24 protein-coding genes are annotated in these 24,263 nt (G+C 68.4%); 11 read left to right on the top strand and 13 right to left on the bottom strand.

Translation table 11 applies throughout. The features are described from left to right. Positions 1-2: 2 nt before the first annotated feature. Positions 3-659 (bottom strand): phosphatase PAP2 family protein, encoded by a 657-nt coding sequence (locus Q9S78_RS05495; protein WP_311869356.1) that lies wholly within the window; start codon positions 657-659, stop codon positions 3-5. 179 nt (positions 660-838) lie between these two features. On the opposite strand from Q9S78_RS05495, the gene Q9S78_RS05490 reads away from it, so the two are divergent. Together Q9S78_RS05490 and Q9S78_RS05485 are read left to right on the top strand one after the other, a co-directional pair. Continuing rightward, the gene (locus tag Q9S78_RS05490; RefSeq protein WP_311869354.1) at positions 839-1,549 is read left to right on the top strand and encodes a thioredoxin-like domain-containing protein; all 711 of its coding nucleotides are present in this window, start codon (positions 839-841) and stop codon (positions 1,547-1,549) included. Continuing rightward, positions 1,546-2,229, top strand: coding sequence for a DUF305 domain-containing protein (locus tag Q9S78_RS05485; RefSeq protein ID WP_311859180.1), 684 nt, complete (start codon positions 1,546-1,548; stop codon positions 2,227-2,229). Before Q9S78_RS05490 ends, Q9S78_RS05485 begins: the two co-directional genes overlap by 4 nt. A gap of 67 nt (positions 2,230-2,296) precedes the next feature. Here the strand turns inward: Q9S78_RS05485 and Q9S78_RS05480 are convergent, their stop codons facing one another. The 3 genes from Q9S78_RS05480 to Q9S78_RS05470 all read right to left on the bottom strand — a co-directional run bounded on the left by Q9S78_RS05480 (position 2,297) and on the right by Q9S78_RS05470 (position 6,041). After that, positions 2,297-3,268, bottom strand: a complete 972-nt coding sequence (locus Q9S78_RS05480; RefSeq protein WP_018186983.1) for a carbohydrate ABC transporter permease — start codon at positions 3,266-3,268, stop codon at positions 2,297-2,299. After that, on the bottom strand, positions 3,268-4,605 hold the full coding sequence (locus tag Q9S78_RS05475; RefSeq protein ID WP_018186982.1) for a carbohydrate ABC transporter permease: 1,338 nt from the start codon (positions 4,603-4,605) through the stop codon (positions 3,268-3,270). Before Q9S78_RS05475 ends, Q9S78_RS05480 begins: the two co-directional genes overlap by 1 nt. A gap of 110 nt (positions 4,606-4,715) precedes the next feature. Further along, positions 4,716-6,041, bottom strand: coding sequence for an ABC transporter substrate-binding protein (locus tag Q9S78_RS05470; RefSeq protein WP_026302873.1), 1,326 nt, complete (start codon positions 6,039-6,041; stop codon positions 4,716-4,718). Between the two features lie 266 nt (positions 6,042-6,307). Here Q9S78_RS05470 and Q9S78_RS05465 point away from each other — a divergent pair, with 266 nt between their 5' ends. Continuing rightward, the gene (locus Q9S78_RS05465; RefSeq protein ID WP_311859176.1) at positions 6,308-7,363 is read left to right on the top strand and encodes a LacI family DNA-binding transcriptional regulator; all 1,056 of its coding nucleotides are present in this window, start codon (positions 6,308-6,310) and stop codon (positions 7,361-7,363) included. Positions 7,364-7,442: 79 nt separating this feature from the next. Here the strand turns inward: Q9S78_RS05465 and rplL are convergent, their stop codons facing one another. From rplL to Q9S78_RS05435, 6 genes are all read right to left on the bottom strand, one after another. Further along, positions 7,443-7,823: a 50S ribosomal protein L7/L12 gene (rplL, locus tag Q9S78_RS05460; protein ID WP_018186979.1), complete on the bottom strand. Its 381-nt coding sequence runs from the start codon at positions 7,821-7,823 to the stop codon at positions 7,443-7,445. A 50-nt stretch (positions 7,824-7,873) separates the two neighbouring features. Then, the gene (gene rplJ, locus Q9S78_RS05455; RefSeq protein WP_018186978.1) at positions 7,874-8,362 is read right to left on the bottom strand and encodes a 50S ribosomal protein L10; all 489 of its coding nucleotides are present in this window, start codon (positions 8,360-8,362) and stop codon (positions 7,874-7,876) included. Positions 8,363-8,678: 316 nt separating this feature from the next. Beyond that, positions 8,679-9,701, bottom strand: coding sequence for a hypothetical protein (locus Q9S78_RS05450; protein WP_311869352.1), 1,023 nt, complete (start codon positions 9,699-9,701; stop codon positions 8,679-8,681). A gap of 211 nt (positions 9,702-9,912) precedes the next feature. Beyond that, entirely contained in the window at positions 9,913-10,917 is a 1,005-nt protein-coding gene (locus Q9S78_RS05445; RefSeq protein ID WP_311869350.1) for a sugar phosphate isomerase/epimerase family protein, read from the bottom strand. 36 nt (positions 10,918-10,953) lie between these two features. Continuing rightward, complete coding sequence (locus Q9S78_RS05440; RefSeq protein ID WP_376716535.1) at positions 10,954-12,099, bottom strand: Gfo/Idh/MocA family protein; 1,146 nt, start codon at positions 12,097-12,099, stop codon at positions 10,954-10,956. Positions 12,100-12,180: 81 nt separating this feature from the next. After that, entirely contained in the window at positions 12,181-13,227 is a 1,047-nt protein-coding gene (locus Q9S78_RS05435) for a substrate-binding domain-containing protein (RefSeq protein ID WP_311869347.1), read from the bottom strand. A gap of 320 nt (positions 13,228-13,547) precedes the next feature. Here Q9S78_RS05435 and Q9S78_RS05430 point away from each other — a divergent pair, with 320 nt between their 5' ends. From Q9S78_RS05430 to Q9S78_RS05395, 8 genes are all read left to right on the top strand, one after another. Further along, positions 13,548-15,023 carry a sugar ABC transporter ATP-binding protein gene (locus Q9S78_RS05430; protein WP_020098132.1) on the top strand — a complete coding sequence of 492 codons (1,476 nt, stop codon included), beginning with the start codon at positions 13,548-13,550 and terminating at the stop codon, positions 15,021-15,023. Beyond that, on the top strand, positions 15,020-16,087 hold the full coding sequence (locus Q9S78_RS05425; protein ID WP_020098131.1) for an ABC transporter permease: 1,068 nt from the start codon (positions 15,020-15,022) through the stop codon (positions 16,085-16,087). The genes Q9S78_RS05430 and Q9S78_RS05425 overlap by 4 nt, the downstream gene beginning before the upstream one ends. A 113-nt stretch (positions 16,088-16,200) precedes the next feature. Then, entirely contained in the window at positions 16,201-17,379 is a 1,179-nt protein-coding gene (locus tag Q9S78_RS05420; RefSeq protein WP_311869340.1) for an ROK family transcriptional regulator, read from the top strand. A 67-nt stretch (positions 17,380-17,446) separates the two neighbouring features. Next, a complete protein-coding gene (locus Q9S78_RS05415) occupies positions 17,447-18,124 on the top strand; it encodes a YqaJ viral recombinase family protein (protein WP_311859164.1) in 678 nt (225 codons plus the stop codon). A 143-nt stretch (positions 18,125-18,267) separates the two neighbouring features. Further along, positions 18,268-19,953, top strand: coding sequence for an MDR family MFS transporter (locus tag Q9S78_RS05410; RefSeq protein WP_311869338.1), 1,686 nt, complete (start codon positions 18,268-18,270; stop codon positions 19,951-19,953). A gap of 1 nt (position 19,954) precedes the next feature. Next, a complete protein-coding gene (locus Q9S78_RS05405) occupies positions 19,955-20,440 on the top strand; it encodes a MarR family winged helix-turn-helix transcriptional regulator (RefSeq protein WP_311869335.1) in 486 nt (161 codons plus the stop codon). A 139-nt stretch (positions 20,441-20,579) separates the two neighbouring features. Further along, entirely contained in the window at positions 20,580-21,611 is a 1,032-nt protein-coding gene (locus Q9S78_RS05400; RefSeq protein WP_116228251.1) for an NADP-dependent oxidoreductase, read from the top strand. Beyond that, positions 21,611-21,889, top strand: a complete 279-nt coding sequence (locus tag Q9S78_RS05395) for an acylphosphatase (RefSeq protein WP_018186966.1) — start codon at positions 21,611-21,613, stop codon at positions 21,887-21,889. The genes Q9S78_RS05400 and Q9S78_RS05395 overlap by 1 nt, the downstream gene beginning before the upstream one ends. 3 nt (positions 21,890-21,892) lie before the next feature. Here Q9S78_RS05395 and Q9S78_RS05390 read toward each other — a convergent pair whose 3' ends face one another. The 3 genes from Q9S78_RS05390 to Q9S78_RS05380 form a co-directional block, all read right to left on the bottom strand. Further along, positions 21,893-22,678, bottom strand: a complete 786-nt coding sequence (locus Q9S78_RS05390; protein ID WP_018186965.1) for an amino acid ABC transporter ATP-binding protein — start codon at positions 22,676-22,678, stop codon at positions 21,893-21,895. Next, complete coding sequence (locus Q9S78_RS05385) at positions 22,665-23,339, bottom strand: amino acid ABC transporter permease (protein WP_176770681.1); 675 nt, start codon at positions 23,337-23,339, stop codon at positions 22,665-22,667. Before Q9S78_RS05385 ends, Q9S78_RS05390 begins: the two co-directional genes overlap by 14 nt. A gap of 70 nt (positions 23,340-23,409) precedes the next feature. Beyond that, complete coding sequence (locus Q9S78_RS05380; RefSeq protein ID WP_311869329.1) at positions 23,410-24,207, bottom strand: amino acid ABC transporter substrate-binding protein; 798 nt, start codon at positions 24,205-24,207, stop codon at positions 23,410-23,412. Positions 24,208-24,263 lie beyond the last annotated feature (56 nt).

Below are 24,263 nucleotides of genomic sequence, written 5' to 3'. Positions count from 1 at the left end.
CGTCAGCCTAGCGAGAGGCGTCGCTCGCGCTCCCTGACGATGGGAATCGTCAGGGCGGCGGCGACGAGCATCGTCGTGGCGACTCCGAGCACGGTCCCACCGAGTGTGTCCGTGAGCCAGTGCGCGTGCACCTGGGTCCGACTGAAGGCCATCAGCAACGCCCAGGCGAGGCCCACGACCGCGACCCACACGCGGGGGAAGAGGATGACGGCGACCGTCGCGATCACGGCGGCATTCGCCGTGTGCCCCGACGGGAACGACCCGTGATCCGAGATGACGAGCATCTCCTCGGGGCGCACCCGCCCGAACAGCCCCTTCAGCAGCTGCACGACGAGGGCGCCGACGATCGATGCCGCGAGGAAGAACACGGCACCCCACGGCCGGCGTGCCAGCGCGAGCAGCGCGGCGCCGACGAGCGGGACGACGTAGGTCCCGACGACTCCTGCTCCGAGGATGTTCATGAGGAAGGAGATCGGACGGATGCCGGGCAGGAACGTCGTCACGTACGTGTTCCACCACGCATCCAGGTCGATCAGCTCCGAATCGGTCGATTCGACCGCGATGCCGGTCGCGAGGGCGACCACGAGGAGGATCGCGCCGATGACGGCCAGGCGCAGGCCGATGCCGATCTCGTGTTCATGCGTGGGCACTCTCGTCATGGGCTCATCCTGGCCGACATCCCGCCGACGAACCTGCCCCTTGCGCTCGCGGCAGTGGACGGTCGCAGGGTCACGGGAACCTATGAACGACGCCCATCCAGGGCCTCCGCAGATGCAGGCGAATAAACTCGAACCGGCGCGCCCGCGCCCTCCCCACCCCGACCGACGAGGCCACTCCCATGACCCCGAACGACCCTGCCGGAAAGCGGACGAGCGGCAACCCCGCGACGCAGGCCCAGCTGAACCTGACCGTCAAGCAGCAGCGCGAGCAGCAGAAGCAGCAGAAACTCGCCGAGTACCAGCGTCAGCTCGCCAAGCGCCGCCGCACCAAGGCCACCTGGTGGATCGTCGGGTCCACCGCCGCGGTCCTCGTGGTGGGTCTCGTCGTGGCCTCGTTCCTCCTGACACCTCGCCCCGTGTCGATCGCCCGGGGAGATGGTGACGGCAGCGGCATCCGCGGCGTGCAGACCTTCGATCACACGGCCACCCACGTCGAGGGCGCCGTCGATTACGAGCAGACCCCGCCGGCCGGCGGCGACCACAACGCCGTCTGGCTCAACTGCGGCGTGTACACGCAGCCGGTGCCGAACGAGAACGCGGTCCACGCCCTCGAGCACGGCGCCATCTGGATCACCTACGACCCGGCCCGGGTCGACGAGGCGGGCGTCGCGGCGCTCGATGCGCAGCTGCCCAAGGACTACACGGTCCTCTCCCCCTACGAGGGCATGGACACCCCGATCGCCGTCAGCGCGTGGAACGCGCAGCTGAAAGTCGACTCCCCCGACGACGAGCGCATCGGCGAGTTCGTCAAGGCCTACTGGCGCAACACCAACGGTCCCGAGCCCGGCGCAGCGTGCACGGGCGCCCTGGACGCCCCCGGCAAGCAGTGACGACCGAGACCGTCGGCGACGAGCCGGGCACCCCGCGCACCCTCCCGCCGTGGTGGGTGGTGCTGCTGGTCGGCCTCGCCGTCGCCGCGGTCGCGTTCTCGATCGGCCGCTTCTCGACCTTCGGGATCGCCGGATCCACGCCCGCCGAAGGCTCCGCGGACGCCGGCTTCGCCCGTGACATGCAGGTGCACCACGCGCAGGCGGTCGACATGGCGATGACGATCTACGCGGAGACGGACGACGAGGAGCTCCGGGCCCTCTCGTACGACATCGCGACGGGACAGTCGTCCCAGCGCGGCGAGATGCTCGACTGGCTCGTCCAGTGGGGGCTCCCGCAGTACGGCGACGCACCGATGGCGTGGATGTCGGCATCCGGTTCCGGTCACGCCCATGGAACGGCCTCGGACGCGCCGCAGACCGACGAGCAGGTCCGCGAGGCGATGGGCATGGCTTCGGACGACGAGCTGGCCGCCCTGCACAGCGCGACGGGCAAGACCGCGGACTGCATGTTCCTCTCGCTCATGATCCGCCACCACGAGGGCGCGATCCCGATGGCCGAGGCCGTCCTCGAGCTCGGCACCGACGCGCGCGTGAAGACGGTCGCCGAGAACATGAAGAAGGGTCAGACCTTCGAGATCGAGGCCATGACCTCGATGCAGCAGCGCCTCGGCTGCAGCTGACAGGCACGAACGAGAAGAGGGGGATGCCGGTGGCCACCGGCATCCCCCTCTTCTGTCGTTTCGGCGATCAGCCCTTCGTCGCCCCGGCCAGGAGGCCGCGGACGAAGAAGCGCTGCAGCGCGAAGAACACGATCAGCGGGACGAGGATCGAGATGAACGTACCCGCCGACTGCAGGAACCACTTGTTGCCCCAGGTCCCCGACAGGGAGTTGAGGGCCTGCGTGATCGGCAGTGCACCCGGCGAGGCGAAGATCGTCGCGACGAGCAGGTCGTTCCAGACCCAGAGGAACTGGAAGATGCCGAACGACGCGATGGCGGGAGCGGCCAGCGGCAGGATGATCCGGAAGAACACCTGGCCGTGTCCGGCCCCGTCGACGCGCGCAGCTTCGATGATCTCGCCCGGGATCTCGGCGATGAAGTTGTGCAGCATGAACGTCGCCAGCGGCAGCGCGAAGATCGCGTGCGCGATCCACACGCGGGCGAAGCTGTAATCGACCTCGTTCAGACCGAAGCCGGGGAAGATCGGCACGTCATTGATGCTCAGGCCGTCCGAGAACAGGCTGAGCAGGGGCACGAGGGCCATCTGCAGCGGCACGATCTGGAGCGCGAAGACGAACACGAACAGCGCGCTGCGCCCCTTGAAGTCGATCCACGCGAACGCGTAGGCCGCGAGGGCCGCCATGACGATCGGGAACACCGTCGCGGGGATCGTGATCGCGAGCGAGTTCACGAAGGCCGAGGCGAGCGTCGTGGACGTCCCGCCCGAGTTCAGCGCCTGCATGTAGTTGTCGAGCGTGAACTTCGGATCGGTGAACGCCGTCCACCATCCGCTCGTCTGCGTGTCGCTTCCGGGGCGGAACGAGGTGACGAACAGACCGAAGGTCGGGATCGTCCAGAAGATCGCGATGATGGCCGCCGCGATCGTGGCGCCCTTCGACGTGAGCTTCTTGTGGGCGATCGCCTCGTTGCGGCGGGTGTCGCGCGCGACCTGGCGCGCGGTGCGGTTGTCGACCGGCGTGGTCGGGGCTGCCACGGTCATCAGCGGATTTCCTTCTGCTTGGCCATCGATCGGGCGTTGTAGACGATCAGCGGCAAGACGAACAGGAACAGCACGACGGCCAGCGCGGACGAGTGTCCGAAGCTCTGGAACCGCTGCTGCTGGTTGACCATCTCGAACCCGAGGACGGTCGTGTCGTCGCGACCACCGGTCATGACGGCGACGATGTCGTAGACCTTCAACGAAGCGATCGTCACGGTGGTCAGCACGACGATCAGCGACGAGCGGATGCCGGGCACCGTGACGTTGCGGAAGCGCTGCCACGCGTTGGTGCCGTCGAGCTCGGCGGCCTCCATCTGCTCGACCGGGACAGCCTTGATCGCGGCCGAGAGGATCACCATCGCGAAACCGGTCTGCGTCCAGATGAAGACGACCAGCAGCATGAGCGTGTTGATGACCGGCTTGATGGCGAGCCACTGCACCGGATCGCCGCCGAAAGCGGTGACGATCGCGTTGAGGAGGCCGATCTGGTCGCCCTGGCGGGCGTCGTACATGAACTTCCAGATGATGCCGGCGCCGACGAACGAGATCGCGACGGGCATGAACACGAGGACCTTCAGCAGCTTCTCGCCCCGGGCCCGGTCGATGAAGACCGCGTAGGCGAGACCGATGACGACCGAGATCGTCGGCGCCAGCAGCGCCCACAGGATCGTGTTGACGATCGAGGCCGTGCCGGTGGGGTTCGTGAAGACCCAGATGTAGTTCTCGAGGCCCACGAACTCATCGCCCGTCTTGTCGAAGAACGATTTGAAGATCGTCGCGATCGCCGGGTAGACGAGGCCGAGGATCAGCATGATGCTCGCCGGGGCCATGAAGAGGATGAGCTGGAACAGGTATCCCGCGCCCTGACGGGAGCGGAAGTCCGCGAAGAAGAGCAGCGCCCCGACGAGGAGCGCGATGGCCACCACGTAGACGACGGCGTTGGCGTACGGACGCAGCAGCAGGAAGGCGAGCACCGGGATCACGAGACAGGCGACCAGCCGCATGATGAAGTAGCCGCGCCCGGGGCGCGGCGCGAACTCGATGAGCACCAGGATGATCGCCACCACGAGGCCGAAGACCAGCAGGATGACGGGGATCTGGATGAGCGGGTTCAGCGCGCCGAGCCACAGGAAGAAGCTGTTGAGCGAGAAGCCGATCGTGATGCGCGCCGATTCCTCGGTCGAACCGGTGAAGGCGAGCAGGAAAGCGACCAGAGCGATGAGGATGAAGCCTGCGGCGACGACGATCTTCGTGATCGATCGACCCCTCGGGTCTTGAGCGTGGGTGGTGACGGCAGGTTCGGTGTCGACGGGCCTGTCGACGGTCGTCTGCGACATGCGGGTTCCCTTCTGGGTACAGCGGCGTACCCGTGCGGTACGGACGGGAGAAGCGGGGCCGGGCTTTGGAAGCCCGACCCCGCTCGGCTCAACCGATCGTCAGGCGACGATCAGTTCTCGTAACCGGCCTGGATGTCGGAGAGCACCGTGTCGGTGTCCTTGCCGTCGATCCAGTCGACCATGCCCTTCCAGAACGAGCCCTGACCCACCGTGGCGGGCATCAGGTCGGATGCGTCGAAGCGGAGGACCGTGGAGTCGTCCTGCAGCGTCGTCATCGCTTCCTTGAGGAACTCGCTCGAGGCGAGGCTGGGGTCGGCCTTCTTGTTGGCCGAGATGACGCCACCGAGCTCGACGCGAGCGTCAGCGAACTCGGGCGATGCCATGAATTCCAGGACCTTCTGTGTCGACTCGTCGTCCGAGAAGCCGGCGACGAACTCGCCGCCGCCCTCGATCTGGAGCTCACCCTCGGTGTAGCCGGGCATGATGAACGCGTAGACGTCACCGTCGGGCGCGACCTCGGGGGTCTTGCCGTCCGCGGTCTTCACGTCGAGGAAGTTCGCCGACAGGAACGAGGCCTGGTGGGTGAGGGCGCAGTCGCCGCTCGCCACGGCCGCCGCGACATCGCCGAACGCCGTCGAGTTGATGCTCTTCACGTCGCCGTAGCCGGCGTTGACGTAGTCGGGGTTGAGGAGGATCTCGCCGACCGCGTCGAACGCCTTCTTGATCTGCGGGTCGGTGAACTTCACGTCACCGGCGACCCACTGGTCGTAGACGTCGGCACCGGACTGGCGCAGGACGAGGTCCTCGACCCAGTCGGTGCCCGGCCATCCGGACGCCGCCTCGGACGAGAAGCCGGCGCACCACGCGGGCTTGCCGGTGGTCTCGACGATCTTGTCGGAGAGGGCGATCATGTCGTCCCACGTCTTGGGGACCTCGACACCCCACTCCGCGAACTGCTTCGGCGAGTACCAGACGTACCCCTTCAGGTTCGCGAGCATCGGTGCCGCGTAGAAGGTGTCGTCGAAGGTGCCGTACTTCTTCCAGTCGGGCGACCAGTTCTCGTCGACGGCCTTCTCGACCGCTTCGGGAGCCTTGAGGACCTTCCCGGTGTCGACCAGGGTCTTCAACAGACCCGGCTGCGGGACGACCGCGATGTCGGGGGCGTCGCCACCGGTCACCTTGGTGACGATGTTGCCCTCGAACGACTTGTCGCCGACGTACTCGACGGTGATGCCGGTGTCCTTGGTGAACTGGTCGAAGGACTTGTTGAGGGCGTCTGCCTCGCCGCCCGTGATGCCGCCGGAGATGCGGACGGTCTTCTTCGCCTCGCCGCCGCCGTTTCCGCTGCCACCTTCCGCACACCCTGCCAGCATCAACGCTGCCGCGCCGAGAAGGGCGACGGGGGCAAGAAGACGGTATCGCTGTGACAATGCCATGTACTTCTCCTCTTTCGGGATCATCGTCCGCCCAGAGGAGCCTTGGCCGCATCCTTGGGGAACCGATTCCAGGACAACCTACTTGGCCGAACACTCTCCGCACAACTGCGAAATATCAAGGTTCTGCAACCATTGTGCTTTCGGTTATGATCCGCATGGGATCGCTCCCATGAACTGAGGATGGAACCGGTTCCCTTCGCGGCCGCCACCGACTACGCTGAGTCCTCGACCACGGGGACAGGTCATGACGGGGTCGAGGAGGACCGATGAGCACCATCGCCGACGTTGCACGCGAAGCCGGCGTCTCCAAGGCGACGGCCAGTCGCGCCCTGACCGGCAGCGCACAGGTGTCCCCGGCCACACGACAGCGGGTCCACGAGGCCGCACAGCGCCTCGGTTACGTCCCCTCGACCAGCGCCGTCAGCCTCGCCACGGGGCGAACCCGCAATATCGGCGTCGTGCTCCCCCACGTGAACCGGTGGTTCTTCGCCGAGGTCCTCGAGGGCATCCAGGCATCCCTGTTGGAACGCGGGCTCGACCTGACCCTCTACGACGCGACGCCCGGCAGCGCCGGCCGTCGGCGCGTCTTCGACGACTTCCTCTCCCGCAAGAGGTTCGACGGCCTCATCGCCGTCGGCCTCGAACCCGCCGCGAGCGAGACCGAGGCGCTGCTGGCCCTCGACCGACCCGTCGTCAGCGTGATCGGCACCGAGCAGACCACGAGCCTCGTCACGCTCGACGATCGGCTCGCCGCCGCCCTCGCGACATCCCATCTCATCTCGCTGGGACACCGGCGCATCGCCTTCCTGGGCGGCACGTCCTCGAGCCACTGGCCTCACGTCGAGTCCGCCCGCTTCGACGGATATGCGCGGGAGATGCACGACTCCGATCTCGGCGCGCAGGTCACCCGCACACCGGCGGAACTGTCGATGCCGGCCGGCTACGAAGCAGCCGTCGACCTCCTCAGCGATCCGTCGGAGCGCCCGACAGCCATCGTGGGGGCCTGCGACGAAGTGGCGATCGGGGCCATCATCGCGGCGCGACGTCTCGGCATCCTCGTCCCGTCCGAGCTCAGCGTCATCGGCATCGACGACCACGTCAACGCCGAGATGTTCGCCCTCACCACCCTTCGCCAGGTGCCCCGCGAACAGGGGGCGACGGCGGTGGAACTGCTCATGCGCCACATCGAGGACGCGACGCTCGACCCCGTCACCGTGATGATCCGGCCGCGCCTCGTCGTCCGCAACTCGACGGCGCCGCGCTCGGGCGCGACCGCCGCTGCGGTCCGCGACTCAGGGCTCTCCCGCACCGCCGAGCCCTGACGGTTCACCACCGGGCCGGTTAACGCCGGAAGGCTCCGGATGCCGCGGCATCCGGAGCCTTCCAGTGAAGGGATTCGCCTTACTTGACGGAAACCGTCGCGCCGGCGGCCTCGAGGGCCTCCTTGGCCTTGTCGGCAGCTTCCTTGTTCGCGCCCTCGAGCACGGCCTTGGGAGCACCGTCGACGACGGCCTTGGCCTCGCCGAGGCCGAGCGAGGTGAGCTCGCGGACGACCTTGATGACCTGGATCTTCTTGTCGCCGGCAGCCTCGAGGATGACGTCGAAGGAGTCCTTCTCCTCAACCTCTTCAGCAGCAGCGCCACCGCCGGCACCGGCAACGGCGACGGGGGCAGCAGCGGTGACGTCGAACTTCTCCTCGAACGCCTTCACGAACTCGCTGAGCTCGACGAGGGTGAGGCCGGCGAACTGCTCGAGCAGCTCCTCGGTGGAAAGCTTCGCCATGATGTATCTCCTAGATAGATGGGGTTTGTGTAAAAGAGCTCGCTCGTCGCTTACGCGGCGTCAGCGGTCTCCAGCTTTTCGCGAAGCGCGTCGATGGTGGCGGCAGCCTTGCCCATCGTCGCCTTCATCATGCCCGCAGCCTTCGCCAGCAGAACCTCACGGCTCTCGAGCGAGGCGTACTTGTTGACCTCGTCGGCAGTGAGGGCGTTGCCCTCGAAGATGCCGCCCTTGATCACCAGAAGCGGGTTGGCCTTGGCGAAGTCACGCAGAGCCTTGGCAGTGGCGACGAAGTCACCGTGCACGAAAGCGACAGCCGAGGGGCCCTTGAGGTCCTCGTCCAGAGCCGTGATCCCCGCGCTGTTCGCGGCGATCTTGGTCAGCGTGTTCTTCACCACGGCGTACTGCGCGTCCTGACGGATGTTGTTGCGCAGCTCCTTGAGCTGGGCAACCGTCAGACCGCGGTACTCGGTCAGCAAGACGGCGTTCGAGTTCTCGAAGTTCTTCGTGAGCTCGGCGACCGATGCATCCTTCTGCGCCATGGTCACTCCTTGATGTGTACGAGACGTCCCGCGGCAGCGGGACATCGACCTCGACGGTCGGGCTGCATGAGAAAAGCTCCGGCGCAAGCGCACGGAGCTTTGAGCCCGGTTTCCCGGAAGTCTGTCGTACACCTGCGTGGGCCCCTGCGATGCAGAGCTTCGATCGCATGCGCGGACGCACGACGATGACCGACGGTCTTTGGCTTGTCCCCCAGTGTACGTGCCGCCGCCCGGCGCGCCAAATCCCGGCGTCCGCGCCCGTGTGTGCGCCGCGCGCCCGGGACGCGAGAGCGCCGCTTCGTGCCGAGTGCGCCTGCTATTGCCCGGCAAGAAGGGGCCTTCTCGGCAAGAAGAGACGCTCTCGCGAGGTGGGGAGGGTGATGCGGAAGGCCCGCAGGCGGTCAGCGAGCGCATCGGGGGTGACGACGTCGCGGCTGGCGCAACGCAACACCCGTCGGCCCGTGATGCCACGCACCCAGTCCTCGCGTTCCTTCTCCGCCAGAAGGATGCCGCTGAGCGGGCGCCCGGCGGTGAGCGCGGGGTCCGTGTACTTGCCGTCGCCGTCGCACTCGAGGAACGCGTCCGCCTCGACGAGTTCAAGGTCCATCCAGTATGTGCCGGTGCCGGCGGGCACCTTCACCTGGAGGCCGGGCTGCATGAAGCCCAGCCGCCGCACCTGCAACTTCGTCACCGACTCGAGCGGCAGCTCCGATCTGCCGTCGAGCACCTCGACAACGTCGCGCGCCGCCCGCACTCCCCGCTTTCCGGAGCTGCGCCGCAGCCGCTCCCGCAACCGCTCTCGAAAAGCATCTCCGCCCGCCACGTCATAGCGCCGCGGCGGGCCGGCCACACGTTGCATCGCCGCGTCGGCCGCCGCCACGGCCACTTCGAGGCTCGCGCCGCGCAGTAGATCGCTGACCGTCCGCTCGAGACTCGTGCACGGGAGTCCGTCCACCGTGACGATGTCCACATCGTCGACCGCGTCACGATGTCGTCCGACCGTGGGTCCGCTGTGCCGACCCACCCCGGCGTCGACCGCGTGCACGCGCTGGACGAACAGCCGGTAGAGAGGCAATCCGTGGAGGACCGCGGCCGAGGTGAACGAGAACACCGGCGGCGCCCCGGCATCCGATGACACCGCGGCGATGTGGAGGCGGTGCTGCGATTCGGGCCACAGGTCCCGCCAGGTCCCGCCGTCGCAGTACCACCCCCTGCGCACCCGCACGAGGTCGCCGCCCCGGAGCGCGTCGTCGATGTCCCGTCTGCTCCACCCATCGAAGACGAGGTCGTCTCGACGCCGCAGCGCCGACGCGGCGGCAGCCAGGTCCAGTTCTCGCATCCCCCGAGCGTGCCGCCCGGTCCGCCCGGACGACACGCGCACGTCGCCCTTCCGGACAGCCCCGGTCGCCTCGCCCGTGTGGAGGAGGCACGAAAGCGCGTCCCCGTACCGAAAGCGAGGGCGGATGCCGCGCCACAGCCGACGCGCTCGACAGGACCGCGCGCTCTCGGGCCCCGGCGCTGCGCCCGCTCGCGCCCCTCCGCGCGAGCGCTCAGCGCGTGCTGAACGCGGCGTCGAAAGCGGCGGCGGACGGCTCGTAGGTCGACAGCCGCCGAACGAAGGCGAGAGCCTCGGGGGCGCCGACCAGGCGGTCCATGCCCGCGTCCTCCCACTCGACGGAGAGCGGACCGGTGTACCCGATCGCATTCAGCATGCGGAAGGCGTCCTCCCACGGCACGTCGCCGTGACCGGTGGAGATGAAATCCCACCCGCGCCGCGGATCAGCCCAGGCGAGGTGGGACGACAGCCGACCGTTCCGACCGTTGCCGAGTCGCTTCTTCGTGTCCTTGCAGTGGACGTGGATGATGCGGTCGCGGAAGTCCCACAGGAACGACACGGGGTCGAGGTCCTGCCACACCATGTGGCTCGGGTCCCAGTTGAGTCCGAACGCCTCGCGGTGCCCGATGGCCTCGAGCGCGCGGTGAGTCGTCCAGTAGTCGTAGGCGATCTCGGAGGGGTGCACCTCGTGGGCGAACCTCACGCCGACCTCGTCGAAGACGTCGAGGATCGGGTTCCAACGCGCGGCGAAGTCCTCGTAGCCCGCATCCACCATGTCCTGGGATGCCGGCGGGAACATCGCGACGTACTTCCAGATCGACGACCCCGTGAATCCGGTCACGATCTTCACGCCGAGCTTCGCCGCCATCCGGGCGGTGTCCTTCATCCCCTCGGCCGCACGCCGCCGCACCCCCTCGGCCTCGCCATCACCCCACACCCGGTCGGAGAGGATGTCGCGGTGCCGCTGGTCGATCGGATCGTCGCAGACCGCCTGCCCGCCCAAGTGGTTCGCGATCGCATGCGCCTGCAGGCCGTTGCGTTCGAGGATGTCCCGACGACTCCGGACGTACTCCGCGTCGTCCCAGCGGGAGACGTCGAGGTGGTCGCCCCAGCAGGCGATCTCGAGTCCGTCGTACCCCCACTCCCCGGCGAGGCGCGCGACCTCCTCGAACGGCAGGTCGGCCCACTGGCCGGTGAACAGGGTGATCGGTCGCGCCATTGCAGATCCTTTCGTGGATGCGGGTCGCCCCGCGGGTCAGTCGTTCGTCGGCACCCAGCGACTGCCCGCCGCCGAACTGCGTTCCACCGCGTCGAGGACGCGTTGCACATGGAGACCGTCCGCGAACGAGGGTCGAGGCGCGACCCCCTCGGCGATCGCCGTGGAGAAATCCCGCACCTGGTGCGAGAACCCGTGTTCGTATCCGAGGATGTGTCCCGTGGGCCACCACGGCTCGAGGTAGGGATGACCGTGTTCGGTGACGAGGATGCGGCGGAAGCCGAGCTCGGTCTCGGCGACGGTCGCGTCGTAGAACTCGAGCTCGTTCAGCCGCTCGAGGTCGAAGGCCAATGCGCCGCGGGTGCCGGACACCTCGACCCGGAGAGCGTTCTTGCGCCCGGTCCGATACCGGGTCGCCTCGAAAGAGGCGAGGGCCCCGGAGCTGAGCCGGCCGGTGAACAGCGCGACGTCGTCGACGGTCACCCGTCCGCGCTCGGCGCTCGCGGTCCCCGACAGCCCGATGCCTTCACCCAGGAGCGGCCGTTCGTGGACGAGTGTCTCCACGATGCCGGACACGCTGTCGACCGTCTGTCCCGTGATGAACTCGGCCAGGTCTACGGCGTGCGCGCCGATGTCGCCGAGTGAGCCCGAGCCGGCCTTCTGCTTGTCGAGTCGCCAGGTCATCGGCGCCTCGGCATCCATCAGCCAGTCCTGCAGATACTCGGCGCGCACCTGGCGGATGTCGCCCAGTCGACCCGCGGCGACCAGGTCGCGGGCGAACGTCGCCGCCGGCACCCGCCGGTAGGTGAAGCCCACCATCGAACGGATGCCGCGCGCCTCGGCGCGAGCCGCGGCCTGCGTCATCGCCTCGGCCTCGGCGACGGAGTTGGCCAGCGGCTTCTCGCAGAGCACGTGCTTGCCCGCCTCGAGCGCGGCGATCGCGATCTCGGCGTGGGTGTCGCCGGGGGTGACGATGTCGACCACGTCGACATCGTCCCGGGCGATCGTCGCGCGCCAGTCGGTGGAGGACTCCGCCCAGCCCCATTTGGCCGCCGCCGCTGCCGTCGACCCGGCGTCGCGGCCGGTCACGACGTGCAGGACGGGGTCGAGCGGCAGGTCGAAGAACCTCGGGGCGACCCGCCAGCCCTGTGAATGGGCGGCACCCATGAAGCCGTGGCCGATCATCGCGACCCGGAGCCTTGTCGTCATGACGGTGTCCTCTCGAAGAAGGTGGGGGCGCCCACGCACCGGGCGCCCCCGTGGTGATCACTCGAAGGCGAGGTCGATGTACTGGTCGACGTTCTCCTTCGTGACGACCGGCGCATCGAGGACGATCCGGTTCGGGATGCCGGGGGTCACGATGTCCCCGAGGGTCTTGCTCTGCGCGATGAGACGGGCCAACGCCACGCCGTCCGCAGCCTGCGTGGACGGGTAGATGACGGTCGCCTTCAGGACGCTGTCGTCCGCTTCGATGGCCTCCATGGCAGCCTTGCTGCCCGCGCCGCCCATCATGAAGAACTCGTCGCGGCCCGCGGAGGCGATGGCGGCGAGGACGCCGATTCCCTGGTCGTCGTCGTGATTCCAGATGGCGTCGATCTTCGGGTTGGCCGAGAGCAGCTGCGATGCCGCGGACTCGCCACCGGCGACCGTGAAGTCGGCGGCGACCCGGGCGGAGACGTCGAGTCCGCAGTCCTTCAGCGCGTCGGCGAACCCCTGCGACCGGTCCTGCGTGAGGGGTAGCGAATCGATGCCGGCGATCTCGGCCACGACGGCGTCGGTCTTCCCGTCGAGCTGTTCGCAGATGTAGGTGCCCGCAGAGACTCCCATGCCGTAGTTGTCGCCGAGGACGGTGGCCCGGGCCGCGAAGGGGCTCGAGAACTCGCGGTCGACGTTGATGACGGGGATGCCCGCGTTCATGGCGGCGATCGCGGCCTCGGTCAGGGCCGCACCGTCGGTGGGCAGGAGGACGATGGCGTCCACCTTGTCGTTGACGAACGTCTCCACGGCGGCGATCTGCGCGATGGGGTCGTTGGTTCCTTCCGCCGTCTTCAGCTCGACGTCGTCGAAGCTTGCGGCGGCGTCTGCGGCGCCGGAGTTGATGGCTCCGAGCCAACCGTGGTCGGCTGCGGGACCGGAGAACCCGATCGTGACGGTGTCCCCGCTCGCCGCGTTCTCCTCCGACGTGGTGCCCTGCCTCTCGGCACCGTTCTCGTCGGCTCCGGTCCCCGTACAGCCGACCAGCAGGCCGACCGAAGCGGCGGCGGCGACGCCGGTCAGGATGAGGCGCGTGCGCGCCGTCATGCGTGAGCGCATGTCTTCCTCCTTGAATGTGATGCAGCTCTGGTGTGAAGCGACCAGCGCACCTCTCGGCCTCGAGAACGCACACGAGGAGGGTCAGCGCTGACGGGATGAACATAACAGAACGGATGTCGTGTCCGTCAACTTTTGTTTTTCTATCGTCAGAAGTACCGGCACCAGAATCCTGAACGTAAATGGCGGAATCTCGGGCGAGATGCTTCGGAGAGACTGCTGATACCTCGGCGCTGTGCCCCTCGCCAAAGGCTTGACGCGCATGTTATGTTCGCGACGTGATCAAAGATGACCATGAACCGTCATTACTCGAGGTGCGAGGAGTGACAAAGTCCTTCGCCGGTGTCCGCGCCCTGCGCGGAGTAGACCTCGACGTCCGCCCCGCCGAAGTGCACTGCATCCTCGGACAGAACGGTGCCGGCAAGTCCACCCTGATCAAGACCCTCGCCGGCGTGCACAGACCCGACGCGGGAGAGATCCGGTGGGACGGCGCGATCGTCGACATCCCCGACCCGGATGCCGGTCTCGCCCTCGGCATCGCGACGATGTACCAGGAGCTCGACGTCGTCGACGGGCTGACGGTGGCCGAGAACATCTTCCTCGGCCACGAACTCTCCCGGGGCGGATTCACCCGACGGGGCGAGGCGGCGCGGCGGACCCGCGAGCTGCTGCGACGACTCGGTCACGGTTCCCTCTCGCCCCACGCCGAGGTCGGGCAGCTGAGCGCGGCCAACAAGCAGATCGTCGCGATGGCGCGAGCACTCTCCCACGAGGTCAAGCTGATCATCATGGACGAGCCTTCCGCCGTCCTCGACAGCCACGAGGTGCAGAACCTGTTCGGTGTCGTGCGCGAGCTGACGGCGGCGGGGATCGCCGTCGTCTACATCACCCACCGCCTCGAGGAGATCCGCCAGATCGGCGACCGCATCACGGTCCTCAAGGACGGCCGGACGACGGCGACGGGACTCCCCGTCGCCGACACGCCGACGCCCGATCTGATCCGCCTGATGACCGGGCGCGACGTCGCGAACGTCTTCCCGCCGTCCTCCCCGCCCGCCGCCGACGCCCCGGTGGTCCTCGACGTCCGAGACCTGTCGCTGCGCGACGTGTTCGAGGACGTGTCCTTCCAGGTGCGCGCCGGCGAGGTCGTCGGTCTCGCCGGCCTCGTCGGATCGGGACGGTCCGAGATCCTCGAGACCGTCTACGGCGCCCGACGCGCGACCTCCGGCACCGTCACCGTCGCGGACCGGCCCCTGCGCCGGGGCTCGGTCGTCGACGCCGTCGCGGCGGGGGTGGGGCTCTCCCCCGAGGAGCGCAAGAGCCAAGGCCTCGTCCTGGACGAACCCATCGCGATGAACGTGACCCTGCCGTCGATGTCGAGGTTCTCGCGCGGTGGCTTTCTGGACTTCCGCGGCGAGCGCGCCGCGGCTCGCGAACAGATCGAGGCGCTCGAGCTCCGACCCGCCGACCCCGACCGGCCCGCACGCACGCTGTCGGGCGGCAACCAGCAGAAGATCCTGCTCGCCCGTTGGCTCGTGCACGGAACGCGGGTCCTCCTCCTCGACGAGCCGACCCGCGGCGTCGACGTCGGCGCGCGCGCCGAGATCTACGCCCTCATCCGCCGACTGGCAGCCGAGGGCAACGCGGTCGTCGTGGTCTCCAGCGAGATCGAGGAGGTGATCGGCCTCGCCGACACCGTGCTCGTCGTCGCGGAGGGCCGCATCCTCTCCACCCTTCCGTCCTCCGAGATCGACGAGCACGGCGTGCTCGACCTCGTCATGAAAGGAACCGCCGCGTGAGCGAGCAGACCACCGCCGGGGCGGACACCCCGCTGACCTCGACCGACGCACCTCCGACCACGTCGACCGTCACGGTCGACGACGCACCCCTCTGGCGCCGCATCCTCTCGGGGTCGGTCGGACGCAACATGGGCCTGGTCCTCGCTCTCCTCGTCCTCGTGATCGTGGGCGCGGCATCCGCCCCCGACACCTTCCTCGGCCTGTCGAACATCATGGTGATCCTGCGCCAGGCGTCTATCGTGGGCGTGATCAGCATCGGCATGACGCTCGTCATCATCGCCGGCGGAATCGATCTCTCGGTCGGGTCCGTCCTGGGCCTCGCGTCGGTCGTCGGAGCGCTGGCTGCCGTCCAGGACCTCGCCGACCAGACCCACTGGATCGTGATGGTCATCGTCGCCCTCGCGGTCGGCGTCTTCGCGGGGTTCCTGAACGGGATCGTGATCGCCTACGGCAACGTCGTCGCCTTCATGGCCACTCTGGCCATGCTCGTCGGGGCGCGCGGGTTCGCCGAGATCCTCGCCAACCGCAGGACGCTGCAGGTCGGCGGACAGCGCGAGTTCATCACGTTCATGAACCTCGACATCCTCGGAGTCGACATGCTCATCTGGATCTTCCTGGTCGTGTCGGTCCTCGGCTGGGTGCTGCTGAACCGGACCACCTTCGGTCGCCGCACCGTCGCCATCGGAGGCAACCGCGAAGCGGCACGCCTGGCCGGCATCAACGTCAAGCGCCACGTCATGTACCTCTACGCGATCTCGGGCCTGTGCGCCGGAATCGCCGGCGTCATGATCCTCGGACGCACGACCGCGGGAGCGTCGGTCAACGGGCAACTCCTCGAGCTCGATGCGATCGCGGCGGTCGTGGTGGGCGGAACGCTCCTCATCGGCGGCCGGGGCACCGTGACGGGAACCGTCTTCGGCGTGCTGATCTTCGCCACCCTGACCAACGTCTTCGTTCAGAACAACATGTCGTCCTCGGTGCAGGCCGTGGCGAAGGGCGTCATCATCGTCATCGCCGTGCTCCTGCAGCAGCGGTTCGCGCGACCGGCCGGCCGGACGTCCTGACGCCACACGCGCAGGCCGACGAGGTCACATGCACGTCAGACATAGCGCGGCGGTGGAGAATCGACGGATGTCGAGGCGTGCGCCCGATCGCAGGACCCGGAAGAGATGATCCGATGACCGACTCCCCCGCCCTGGCTCCCGGAGCCAGCGAGCTTTTCCAGCTGCTCCGCGACGGGGCACCCCGCACCCGTGCCGAACTCGCCAAGTCGACGGGACTCGCGCGGTCCACGATCGCGGCGCGCGTCGAGGAGCTCATGCGGATGGGTCTGGTGACGGCGGTGGCGGACAAGGTCTCTACAGGCGGTCGCCCTCCGTCCCAGTTCGCCCTCAACCCGGCAGCCCGGGTCGTCATCGCCGCGGATCTGGGGGCCTCCCACGCGACGGTCGCTGTCAGCGACCTGGCCGGAGTGGTCCTCGCGCAGTCGTCGGAGCCCATCGACATCGCCGACGGCCCGGACTCGGTGCTCGCGTGGTTGCTCGACGTCGCGCGACGGCTCCTCGCGCAGGTCGGTCGCGACGATGCCTCGGTGGCGGCGATCGGCATCGGCGTGCCCGGACCCGTGGAGCACTCGAGCGGCCGGCCGTCCAACCCTCCGATCATGCCCGGCTGGGACCGGTTCGACATCCCCGGCCGCCTCCAGGAACACCTCCCGGTACCCGTCCTCGTCGACAACGACGTGAACACGATGGCCCTCGGCGAACGCGCCGCGGCATGGCCCGCAGTCGACGATCTGCTCTTCATCAAGATCGCGACGGGGATCGGCGCAGGACTCATCTCAGATGGGCAGCTCAGGCGAGGCGCCCAGGGCGCAGCCGGCGACATCGGCCACGTTCATGTGGCTCGCGGCGGCGATGTGCCGTGCACCTGCGGCAACCGCGGCTGCCTCGAGGCACTCGCCTCGGGACCGGCGATCGCGCGCGGACTCCGCGCGATCGGCGTCGACGCGCGCACCTCGAACGACGTCGTCGAACTCGTCAAGCGGGGAAACGTGGAGGCCATCCAGGCCGTCCGGCAGGCGGGCCGTGACATCGGGGAGGTCCTCACCACCTGCGTCAGCCTGGTCAACCCCTCGGTGATCGCCGTCGGCGGGTCGATGGCCCGCGTCGGAGAGCACCTGATCGCCGGCATCCGCGAGGTCGTGTACTCCCGATCCGCCCCGCTGGCGACGGCGCATCTGTCGATCGTCCAGTCCGCGACGGGCGCCGACGCCGGCGTTCTGGGCGCGGGGATGCTGGCGATCGAGCACGCGCTCTCGCACGACGTCCTCGCCTCGACGTCACTGAGGGCGTGAGCATCCTCGCCGTCGGCATCCGGCGGGTCGGGGCGAGCGTGCGGGAGGGGCGACTTAGGATCGACGGGTGACTCCCGAACTCGCTGCCCGGATCGTCGCGGACTCCCGCGACCGGGTCGCGTGGATGCGGGCTCGCTCCCGCGGGATCACCGCCACGGACGTCGCGTCGCTCACGAGCGACCGCGCCATCGCCCGGGCCGCCGAGGCCAAGCTCAACGGGTCGGGATTCAGCGGCAACGCCTACACCGACCACGGCCGACGCCGCGAGCCCGAGATCGCCGCGTGGGTGGCGGCGACCCACGGCATCCTGCCCTCGTCCGCCCTGTTCCACGCCGAGGTCGAGAAGCGTCACCTCGCGACCCCTGACGGGATCATGGTGGATGCCGGGGGCCGTGTCGTTCTCGCCGAGATCAAGACGACCAACAAGACCTGGAAGTCGATCCCCCGCACCTACATGCGTCAGGTGTGGTGGCAGCAGCACGTCCTCGGCGCCGAGCGGACGCTCGTCGTGTGGGAGGAGCACCAGGACTTCGTGCCACTCCGAGACGAGCCGCGCTGCGCATGGATCGACCGCGATGAGGCCGAGATCGGCGCGCTCGTGCACTTGGCGACGTCGCTCATCGATGAGCTCTACCGCCGCACCACCGGCAACACCCCGCCGCGACGCGAGCAGCCTGCACCGGTCAGTCGTCGTGAGCAGTTGCGCGAGCGCGACATCTTCCGCGCGCTCGCCCTCGCGGACTGATCACCGCTTCACCTCCGGGCTGCGGTCCGTGAACTCGGCGCGCCCGCACGCCAGGCGTCTGCATATAGTTGACACGTGTCAAGCATCGGCATATAGTTGACTTCTCTCAATCTTTGATGTGAGTCAACCATCTGGAGCTGTACATGACCACCACTACTCCGACCCGGCGTCGGGTGCTCGTCCCGCTGTCGGGCCTTCTTCTCGGCATGTTCGTCTCGATGATCGCCTCGACCGTCGTATCGACTTCCCTTCCGGTGATCATCCACGACCTGAACGGCGACCAGGGCGCCTACACCTGGGTCGTCACCGCCACCCTCCTCACCACCGCGATCTCGACCCCGATCTGGGGCAAGCTCGCCGACCTCATGGGCCGCAAGACGCTTTACCAGATCGCCCTCGTGATCTTCGTGCTGGCGACCGCCGCCGCCGGATTCGCGCAGGACCCGGGCACGCTCATCGCCTTCCGCGCCGCGCAGGGCGTCGGCGCCGGTGGCCTCGCCGCCCTCAGCCAGGTGCTGATGGCCGACATCATCAGCCCGCGCGAGCGCGGACGTTACATGGGCCTGTTCGGAGCCGTCATGGCCGTCGCCACGGTCGGCGGTCCGCTCCTGGGCGGTGTCATCACCGACGGTTTCGGCTGGCGCTGGAACTTCTTCGTCTCGCTCCCCGTCGCCGTCGCCGCTCTCCTCTTGGTGCAGCGCACGATCCCCGCCTCCGCCCCGTCGACGCGCCGACCGAAGATCGACTACATCGGCATCGTCCTCCTCTCGACCGCCGTCTCGCTCCTTCTCATCTGGGTCACCAACGCTGGCCGCAGCTACGACTGGTGGAGCACGGAGACGGTCCTCATGGTCGGCGGCGCCGTCCTGGCCGCAATCCTGTTCGTCATCGTCGAGCTCCGCAGCTCGGAGCCCCTCGTCCCGCTGACCCTGTTCCGCGACCGCACGTTCACCCTCGCTGTGGTCGCCTCGATCGCCACCGGCATCGCGATGTTCGGCGCATCGGTCTTCCTCGGCCAGTACATGCAGATGGCCCGCGGCGCGACCCCGACCGAGGCGGGCCTCATGACGATCCCGATGATCGCGGGGCTGCTGCTCTCGTCCATCGGCGTCGGAGCCCTCATCACCCGCTACGGACACTGGAAGCCGTACCTCGTGGTGGGCAGCATCCTGCTGACCGCGGGCGCCGCCCTCCTGTCGACCATCCACTACGACACCGACTTCTTCCTCGTGTCGGTGTACATGTTCCTTCTCGGTGCCGGTGTCGGCATGACGATGCAGAACCTCGTCCTGGCCGTCCAGAACAGCGCGAAGCCGAGCGAGATCGGCGTCGCGAGCTCGGGAGTCACCTTCTTCCGCAGCCTCGGCGGCACGATCGGCGTCTCGCTCATGGGCGCCGCGCTCGCCTCGCGGGTCGCCGACCTGTTCGCGGGCTCTCACGAGCGTGTCGTCGCGGCGCTCACCGCGATCGGCCCGGCCGGCGCGACGTGGGGAAAGCAGCTCAGCTCGGGAACGCTCCCCCGTGTCTCGGAGATGCCTGACCAGCTCCGCGTCATCGTCGAGGACATCTACGCCCAGGGGATCTCGTCCGCATTCCTGATCGCGGTGCCCTTCGGCATCCTGAGCATCCTCGCGGTGATCTTCCTGCCGAACCGGTCGCTCAGCACGATGACCACTTCGGAGCGTCGCAACGCCTCGGAGGCGGACCTCGCGACCGTCTCGGTCCCCGCCGCGATGGACAGCATCACCGCCACCGGCACCGTGCCCGTCACCGGTTCCGACGTCGGCACCGATGCTCGCTCCGAGGCCGAGGCGACGCCCCGCCGATAATATGGCCGAGATGTCTACGCAGTCCGATCGAGAGGCGCGCACCCTGGCGGTGCGCGCCCTCGAGGGCGAGTTCAGTGATCTGATCGCCTTGTTCCGCCGCCGGATCACCGAGAACGCGAACCGGGTGAGCCCCGGCATGCTGCCGGGTGCGTACAAGGTCTTCACGACGATCGCGCGGCACGAGCCGGTGACGCAGTCCGCTCTCGCCGAGATGCTCGCCGTCGACAAGGGCCAGCTGAGTCGCACCGTCCGGGAGCTGGCCGATCTGGACCTCATCGAGCGCACCCCCGACCCGACCGACGGTCGCTCCAGCCTCCTGTCCGCCACGGCGCGCGGTCACGAGCGCCTCGCGGATGCCCGCGGCCCGCAGGAGGGGGCACTGCTCGAGGCCCTCAGCGACTGGCGCGTCGAGGACATCGAGAACCTCGCTCACCTCCTGCACGCCCTGGTCGCCGGGTCACGGCCCGACGGCAGATCCCTCTCTTAGGCCGCGCCGAGGGCCTCAGGGCGGGCTTCTTGCCCCGGTGATGCCGACGTAACACCGCCGAGACAATGGCGAGGTTGACTGGTCATCCACCGAGCACCTAGAGCGCCCGCCGTCGAGCGCTGGTGAGAAGGAGCCGCCGATGCGATTCCGGCCACTGCGATCCGCAACCCCCACCGCGAGCGACATCGTCGAGGTGACCGCTCCCCCCGCTGCCATGCGCGCCGTCGTGTACGACGGGCCGGGCGATGCCGGGGTCCTGCGCGAAGCCGACATCCCGGTCCCCGAGCCGGCTCTCAGCGAACTGCTCGTGCGCGTCGTCGCCGCCGGCACGAATCCCATCGACGCGAAGACGCGTTCCGGCCGGGGCGTCTCGGGGCAGATCCCCGAGTATCCCTCGACCCTCGGGTTCGACTTCAGCGGCATCGTCGTGAAGAGCCCCTTCGAAGCTCACCCCCTGCAACCGGGTGATCAGGTCTTCGGCATGGTCCCCTTCCCGCGGTCGGGCGGCACTTACGCCGAGTACGTGGTCGTGCCGACGCTCTCCGTCGCACGCAAGCCCGCGTCACTGTCGCACGTCGAGGCCGCGGGGGTCCCCCTGGCCGCGTTGACGGCCTGGGGGCTGGTCGTCGAGACCGCTCACGCGCATGAGGGCCAGCGGGTGCTCGTCCACGCAGGTTCCGGCGGAGTCGGCCACTTCGCCGTGCAGCTGGCCGCTTACTTCGGAGCCCATGTCACCGCGACGGGATCAGACGGCAACCTCGGGTGGCTGCGTGAACTGGGGGCGTCGGTCGCGATCGATTACGCGACGACGCGGTTCGAGGACGTGGTCGGCGACGTGGACGTCGTGATCGACCTCGTCGGCAACGTCCACGACGACACGGGCGCCCGCTCTCTCGGCGTCCTGCGGCCCGGGGGCCTGTACATCATGGTCCCGACGGGCGGATGGGACGGCTACGCGGATGCCGCCGCCTCGGCCGGCGTGCGCGCGACGACGTACAAGGTCGTGCCCGACGGGTCGGTGCTGGCGACCCTCGGTCGGCTGCTCGACTCGGGCGCCATCCAGGTCTACATCGACAAGGTCTTCGACCTCGCCCACGCCGCGGACGCGCACCGCGAGGTCGAGCGGGGTCACGTCCGCGGCAAGGTCGTCCTCAGCGTGACGGAGGCGTGATGCGGCGCATCCGTCTGGTCGTCCGCGGCATCGTCCAGGGCGTCGGGTTCCGCTACTCCCTGCAGCACATCGCTCGCGGCGCGGGCGCGACGGGATGGGTCAGGAACCTCGCAGGCGGCTCCGTCGAAGCCGAGGTGCAGGGGGATGCCGCCGCCGTCGAGTCCGTGGTGGAGTGGGCGGCGACCGGCCCGCGCGGAGCGGTCGTGGACCACGTCGCGATGACCGAGCTGACGCCGGTCACGGACGAGGACGGGTTCGAGATCCGGCGCGACGCCTGAGGCTCAGTCCTCGAGCGGACGCAGGATGCGGTCGAGGAATCGCCGCGTGCGCTCGTTCGTCGGCGCGGTGAAGATGTCGCGCGGATGCCCGCGCTCGACGATGACGCCGTCGTCGAAGAACACGACCTCGTCCGCCACCTGCCGCGCGAAGGCCAGCTCGTGCGTGACGATGACCATCGTCCACCCCTCCTCGGCGAGCTCCTTCAAGACGAGGAGCACCTCGCCGACCAGCTCGGGGTCGAGCGCGCTCGTCGGCTCGTCGAACAGGAGCACGTCGGGCGCGAGGGCGAGCGCCCGGACGATGCCGACACGCTGCTGCTGACCGCCGGAGAGCTCGTGCGGGTACGCATCGCGCTTCTCGGCGAGTCCCACGCGACCCAGCAACCGTTCGGCCTCTGCGGTCGCGGCATCCTTCGACGCACCGTGGGCGTGCACGGGACCTTCGATCACGTTCTCGAGCACGGTGAGGTGCGGGAACAGGTTGTTCTGCTGGAACACCATGGCGGACCGGTCGCGGAGGGCGGCGCGGTCGAGCTTGGCCGCGCGGCCCTTGAGAGGCTGTGCGAAGTCGTGACGCTGACCATCGGAGAAGGCGACGACACCGGCGTCGGGGGTCTCGAGGCCGTTGAGGCAGCGGAGGACCGTCGTCTTGCCCGAACCGCTGGGGCCGATCAGGCAGACGACCTGCCCGGGCGCGACGGAGAAGTCGACGCCGTCGAGGACGACGTTGTCGCCGAACGACTTGCGGAGCCCGGTGACGGCGAGAAGGGGTGCGTCAGTGTGCGACACGGCGGTCGAGCCTCCGTTCGATGCGGTCCTGGCCGAAGGACAGGACGAGGCAGAAGAGCCAGTAGATGAACGCCGCCTCGATGTAGATGACGAGGAACTCCGAGGTGAAGGCGGCGATGCGCTGCGCCGAGAGGAAGAGCTCCGCGACGGTGATCTGGGCCACCAGCGACGTGTCCTTCACGAGAGAGATGAAGGTGTTCGACAGCGGCGGCACCGAGACGCGGGCCGCCTGCGGGAGGATGATGCGCCGGAGCACCGTCGCCCGCGAGAGCCCGACGGTGAAGCCCGCCTCCCACTGCCCCTTCGGCACCGACAGGATCGCCGCCCGCACGACCTCAGCGGCGTATCCGCCCACGTTCAGCGAGAGGGCGATGACTGCAGCGAGGTACTCATTGATCAGGACACCGATCTGCGGCAGACCGTAGAAGATCACGAAGATCTGCACGAGCAGCGGCGTACCGCGGATGGCGGAGATGTAGACACGCGCCACGCCGGAGAGAAGCCGGTTGCCCGAAATCCGCATCAAGGCGGCCGTGATCGCAAGCACCAGTCCGAGCGCGAAGGAGATCAGCGCCAGCGGGATCGTCGCGGTGATCCCGGCGCTGAACATCGGCCAGAACGAGGTCAGGATCAACTGCCATGTATCGGCGTCCACCGGCATCCTTTCGCAGAACAGGGAACGGGCTCGGCGGTCGCGTTACCGCGCCGCGCCGAGCCCGTCGACACGAATGTCACTCGGTGACGTCGGCCCCGAAGTACTTCTCGCTGATCTTCGCGAGGGTTCCATCTTCGCGCAGGTCGTCCAGCGCACCGTCGATCTTCTCGATGAGCGCCTTCTTGCCCTTGGTCGTGACGACGGCGCTCTTGGCGGGATCGGTCTCGGCGGCGATCTTCAGCCCAGTGGGACCGTCGGTCTTCTCGTAGTCGAGGAAGGTCAGCTTGTCGTTGACAGTCGCCTCGACGCGGCCCTGGCGCAGCAGCTCGACAGCCTGCGCCCAGCCCTCGATCGGGGTGACGTCGGCACCGGCCTCTTCGGCGAGCTTGTAGAAGTTGCTCGTGAGGGACTGCGCTGTCTTCTTGCCCTCGAGGTCGGCGAAGCTCGAGATCGAGTCGTCGCTGTCCTTGACCACGACGACGCTCGGCGACACCGTGTACGGCTCGCTGAAGAGGTACTTCGCCTCGCGCTCGGGGTTGATCGAGACCTGGTTGGCGATCACGTCGACGCGACCCGCGTCGAGCCCGGCGAAGATGCCGTCCCACTGCGTCTCCTTGAACTCGATGTTGAGGTCGAGCTTCTTCGCGACGGCTTCGATGATCTCGACGTCGTAGCCGACGAGCTTGCCGTCCTCGTCGTGGTAAGTGAACGGACGGTACGTGCCCTCGGTCGCGACGGTCAACGTACCGCCCTTGGCGAGACCGAGGTCGTCACCACCGGCGCCGGGAGCATTCGAGCTCGAGGAGCAGGCGGTCAGAGCCAAAACGGCGCTGAGGGCGAGGGCTCCGAGGGCGGCGGTACGACGACGGGACATGGGTCTCCTTGGTGAGGGGGAAGGGGAGGCACGCGAAGGCTGTGGCCCGCACGGAC

The organism is Microbacterium aquilitoris, assembly GCF_031932285.1.
GTDB lineage: Bacteria > Actinomycetota > Actinomycetes > Actinomycetales > Microbacteriaceae > Microbacterium > Microbacterium aquilitoris.
This window is presented reverse-complemented; position numbering and strand designations above follow the sequence as displayed.

Coding starts and splice junctions, on each gene's coding strand:
- Q9S78_RS05380 (WP_311869329.1), bottom strand. CDS start 24,207: ATGTCCCGTCGTCGTACCGCCGCCCTCGGAGCCCTCGCCCTCAGCGCC.
- Q9S78_RS05495 (WP_311869356.1), bottom strand. CDS start 659: ATGACGAGAGTGCCCACGCATGAACACGAGATCGGCATCGGCCTGCGC.
- Q9S78_RS05405 (WP_311869335.1), top strand. CDS start 19,955: ATGGCCGAGATGTCTACGCAGTCCGATCGAGAGGCGCGCACCCTGGCG.
- Q9S78_RS05475 (WP_018186982.1), bottom strand. CDS start 4,605: ATGTCGCAGACGACCGTCGACAGGCCCGTCGACACCGAACCTGCCGTC.
- Q9S78_RS05385 (WP_176770681.1), bottom strand. CDS start 23,339: ATGCCGGTGGACGCCGATACATGGCAGTTGATCCTGACCTCGTTCTGG.
- Q9S78_RS05445 (WP_311869350.1), bottom strand. CDS start 10,917: ATGGCGCGACCGATCACCCTGTTCACCGGCCAGTGGGCCGACCTGCCG.
- Q9S78_RS05410 (WP_311869338.1), top strand. CDS start 18,268: ATGACCACCACTACTCCGACCCGGCGTCGGGTGCTCGTCCCGCTGTCG.
- Q9S78_RS05435 (WP_311869347.1), bottom strand. CDS start 13,227: ATGCGCTCACGCATGACGGCGCGCACGCGCCTCATCCTGACCGGCGTC.
- Q9S78_RS05465 (WP_311859176.1), top strand. CDS start 6,308: ATGAGCACCATCGCCGACGTTGCACGCGAAGCCGGCGTCTCCAAGGCG.
- Q9S78_RS05395 (WP_018186966.1), top strand. CDS start 21,611: ATGCGGCGCATCCGTCTGGTCGTCCGCGGCATCGTCCAGGGCGTCGGG.
- rplL (WP_018186979.1), bottom strand. CDS start 7,823: ATGGCGAAGCTTTCCACCGAGGAGCTGCTCGAGCAGTTCGCCGGCCTC.
- Q9S78_RS05450 (WP_311869352.1), bottom strand. CDS start 9,701: ATGCGAGAACTGGACCTGGCTGCCGCCGCGTCGGCGCTGCGGCGTCGA.
- Q9S78_RS05420 (WP_311869340.1), top strand. CDS start 16,201: ATGACCGACTCCCCCGCCCTGGCTCCCGGAGCCAGCGAGCTTTTCCAG.
- Q9S78_RS05400 (WP_116228251.1), top strand. CDS start 20,580: ATGCGATTCCGGCCACTGCGATCCGCAACCCCCACCGCGAGCGACATC.
- rplJ (WP_018186978.1), bottom strand. CDS start 8,362: ATGGCGCAGAAGGATGCATCGGTCGCCGAGCTCACGAAGAACTTCGAG.
- Q9S78_RS05490 (WP_311869354.1), top strand. CDS start 839: ATGACCCCGAACGACCCTGCCGGAAAGCGGACGAGCGGCAACCCCGCG.
- Q9S78_RS05470 (WP_026302873.1), bottom strand. CDS start 6,041: ATGGCATTGTCACAGCGATACCGTCTTCTTGCCCCCGTCGCCCTTCTC.
- Q9S78_RS05480 (WP_018186983.1), bottom strand. CDS start 3,268: ATGACCGTGGCAGCCCCGACCACGCCGGTCGACAACCGCACCGCGCGC.
- Q9S78_RS05440 (WP_376716535.1), bottom strand. CDS start 12,099: ATGATCGGCCACGGCTTCATGGGTGCCGCCCATTCACAGGGCTGGCGG.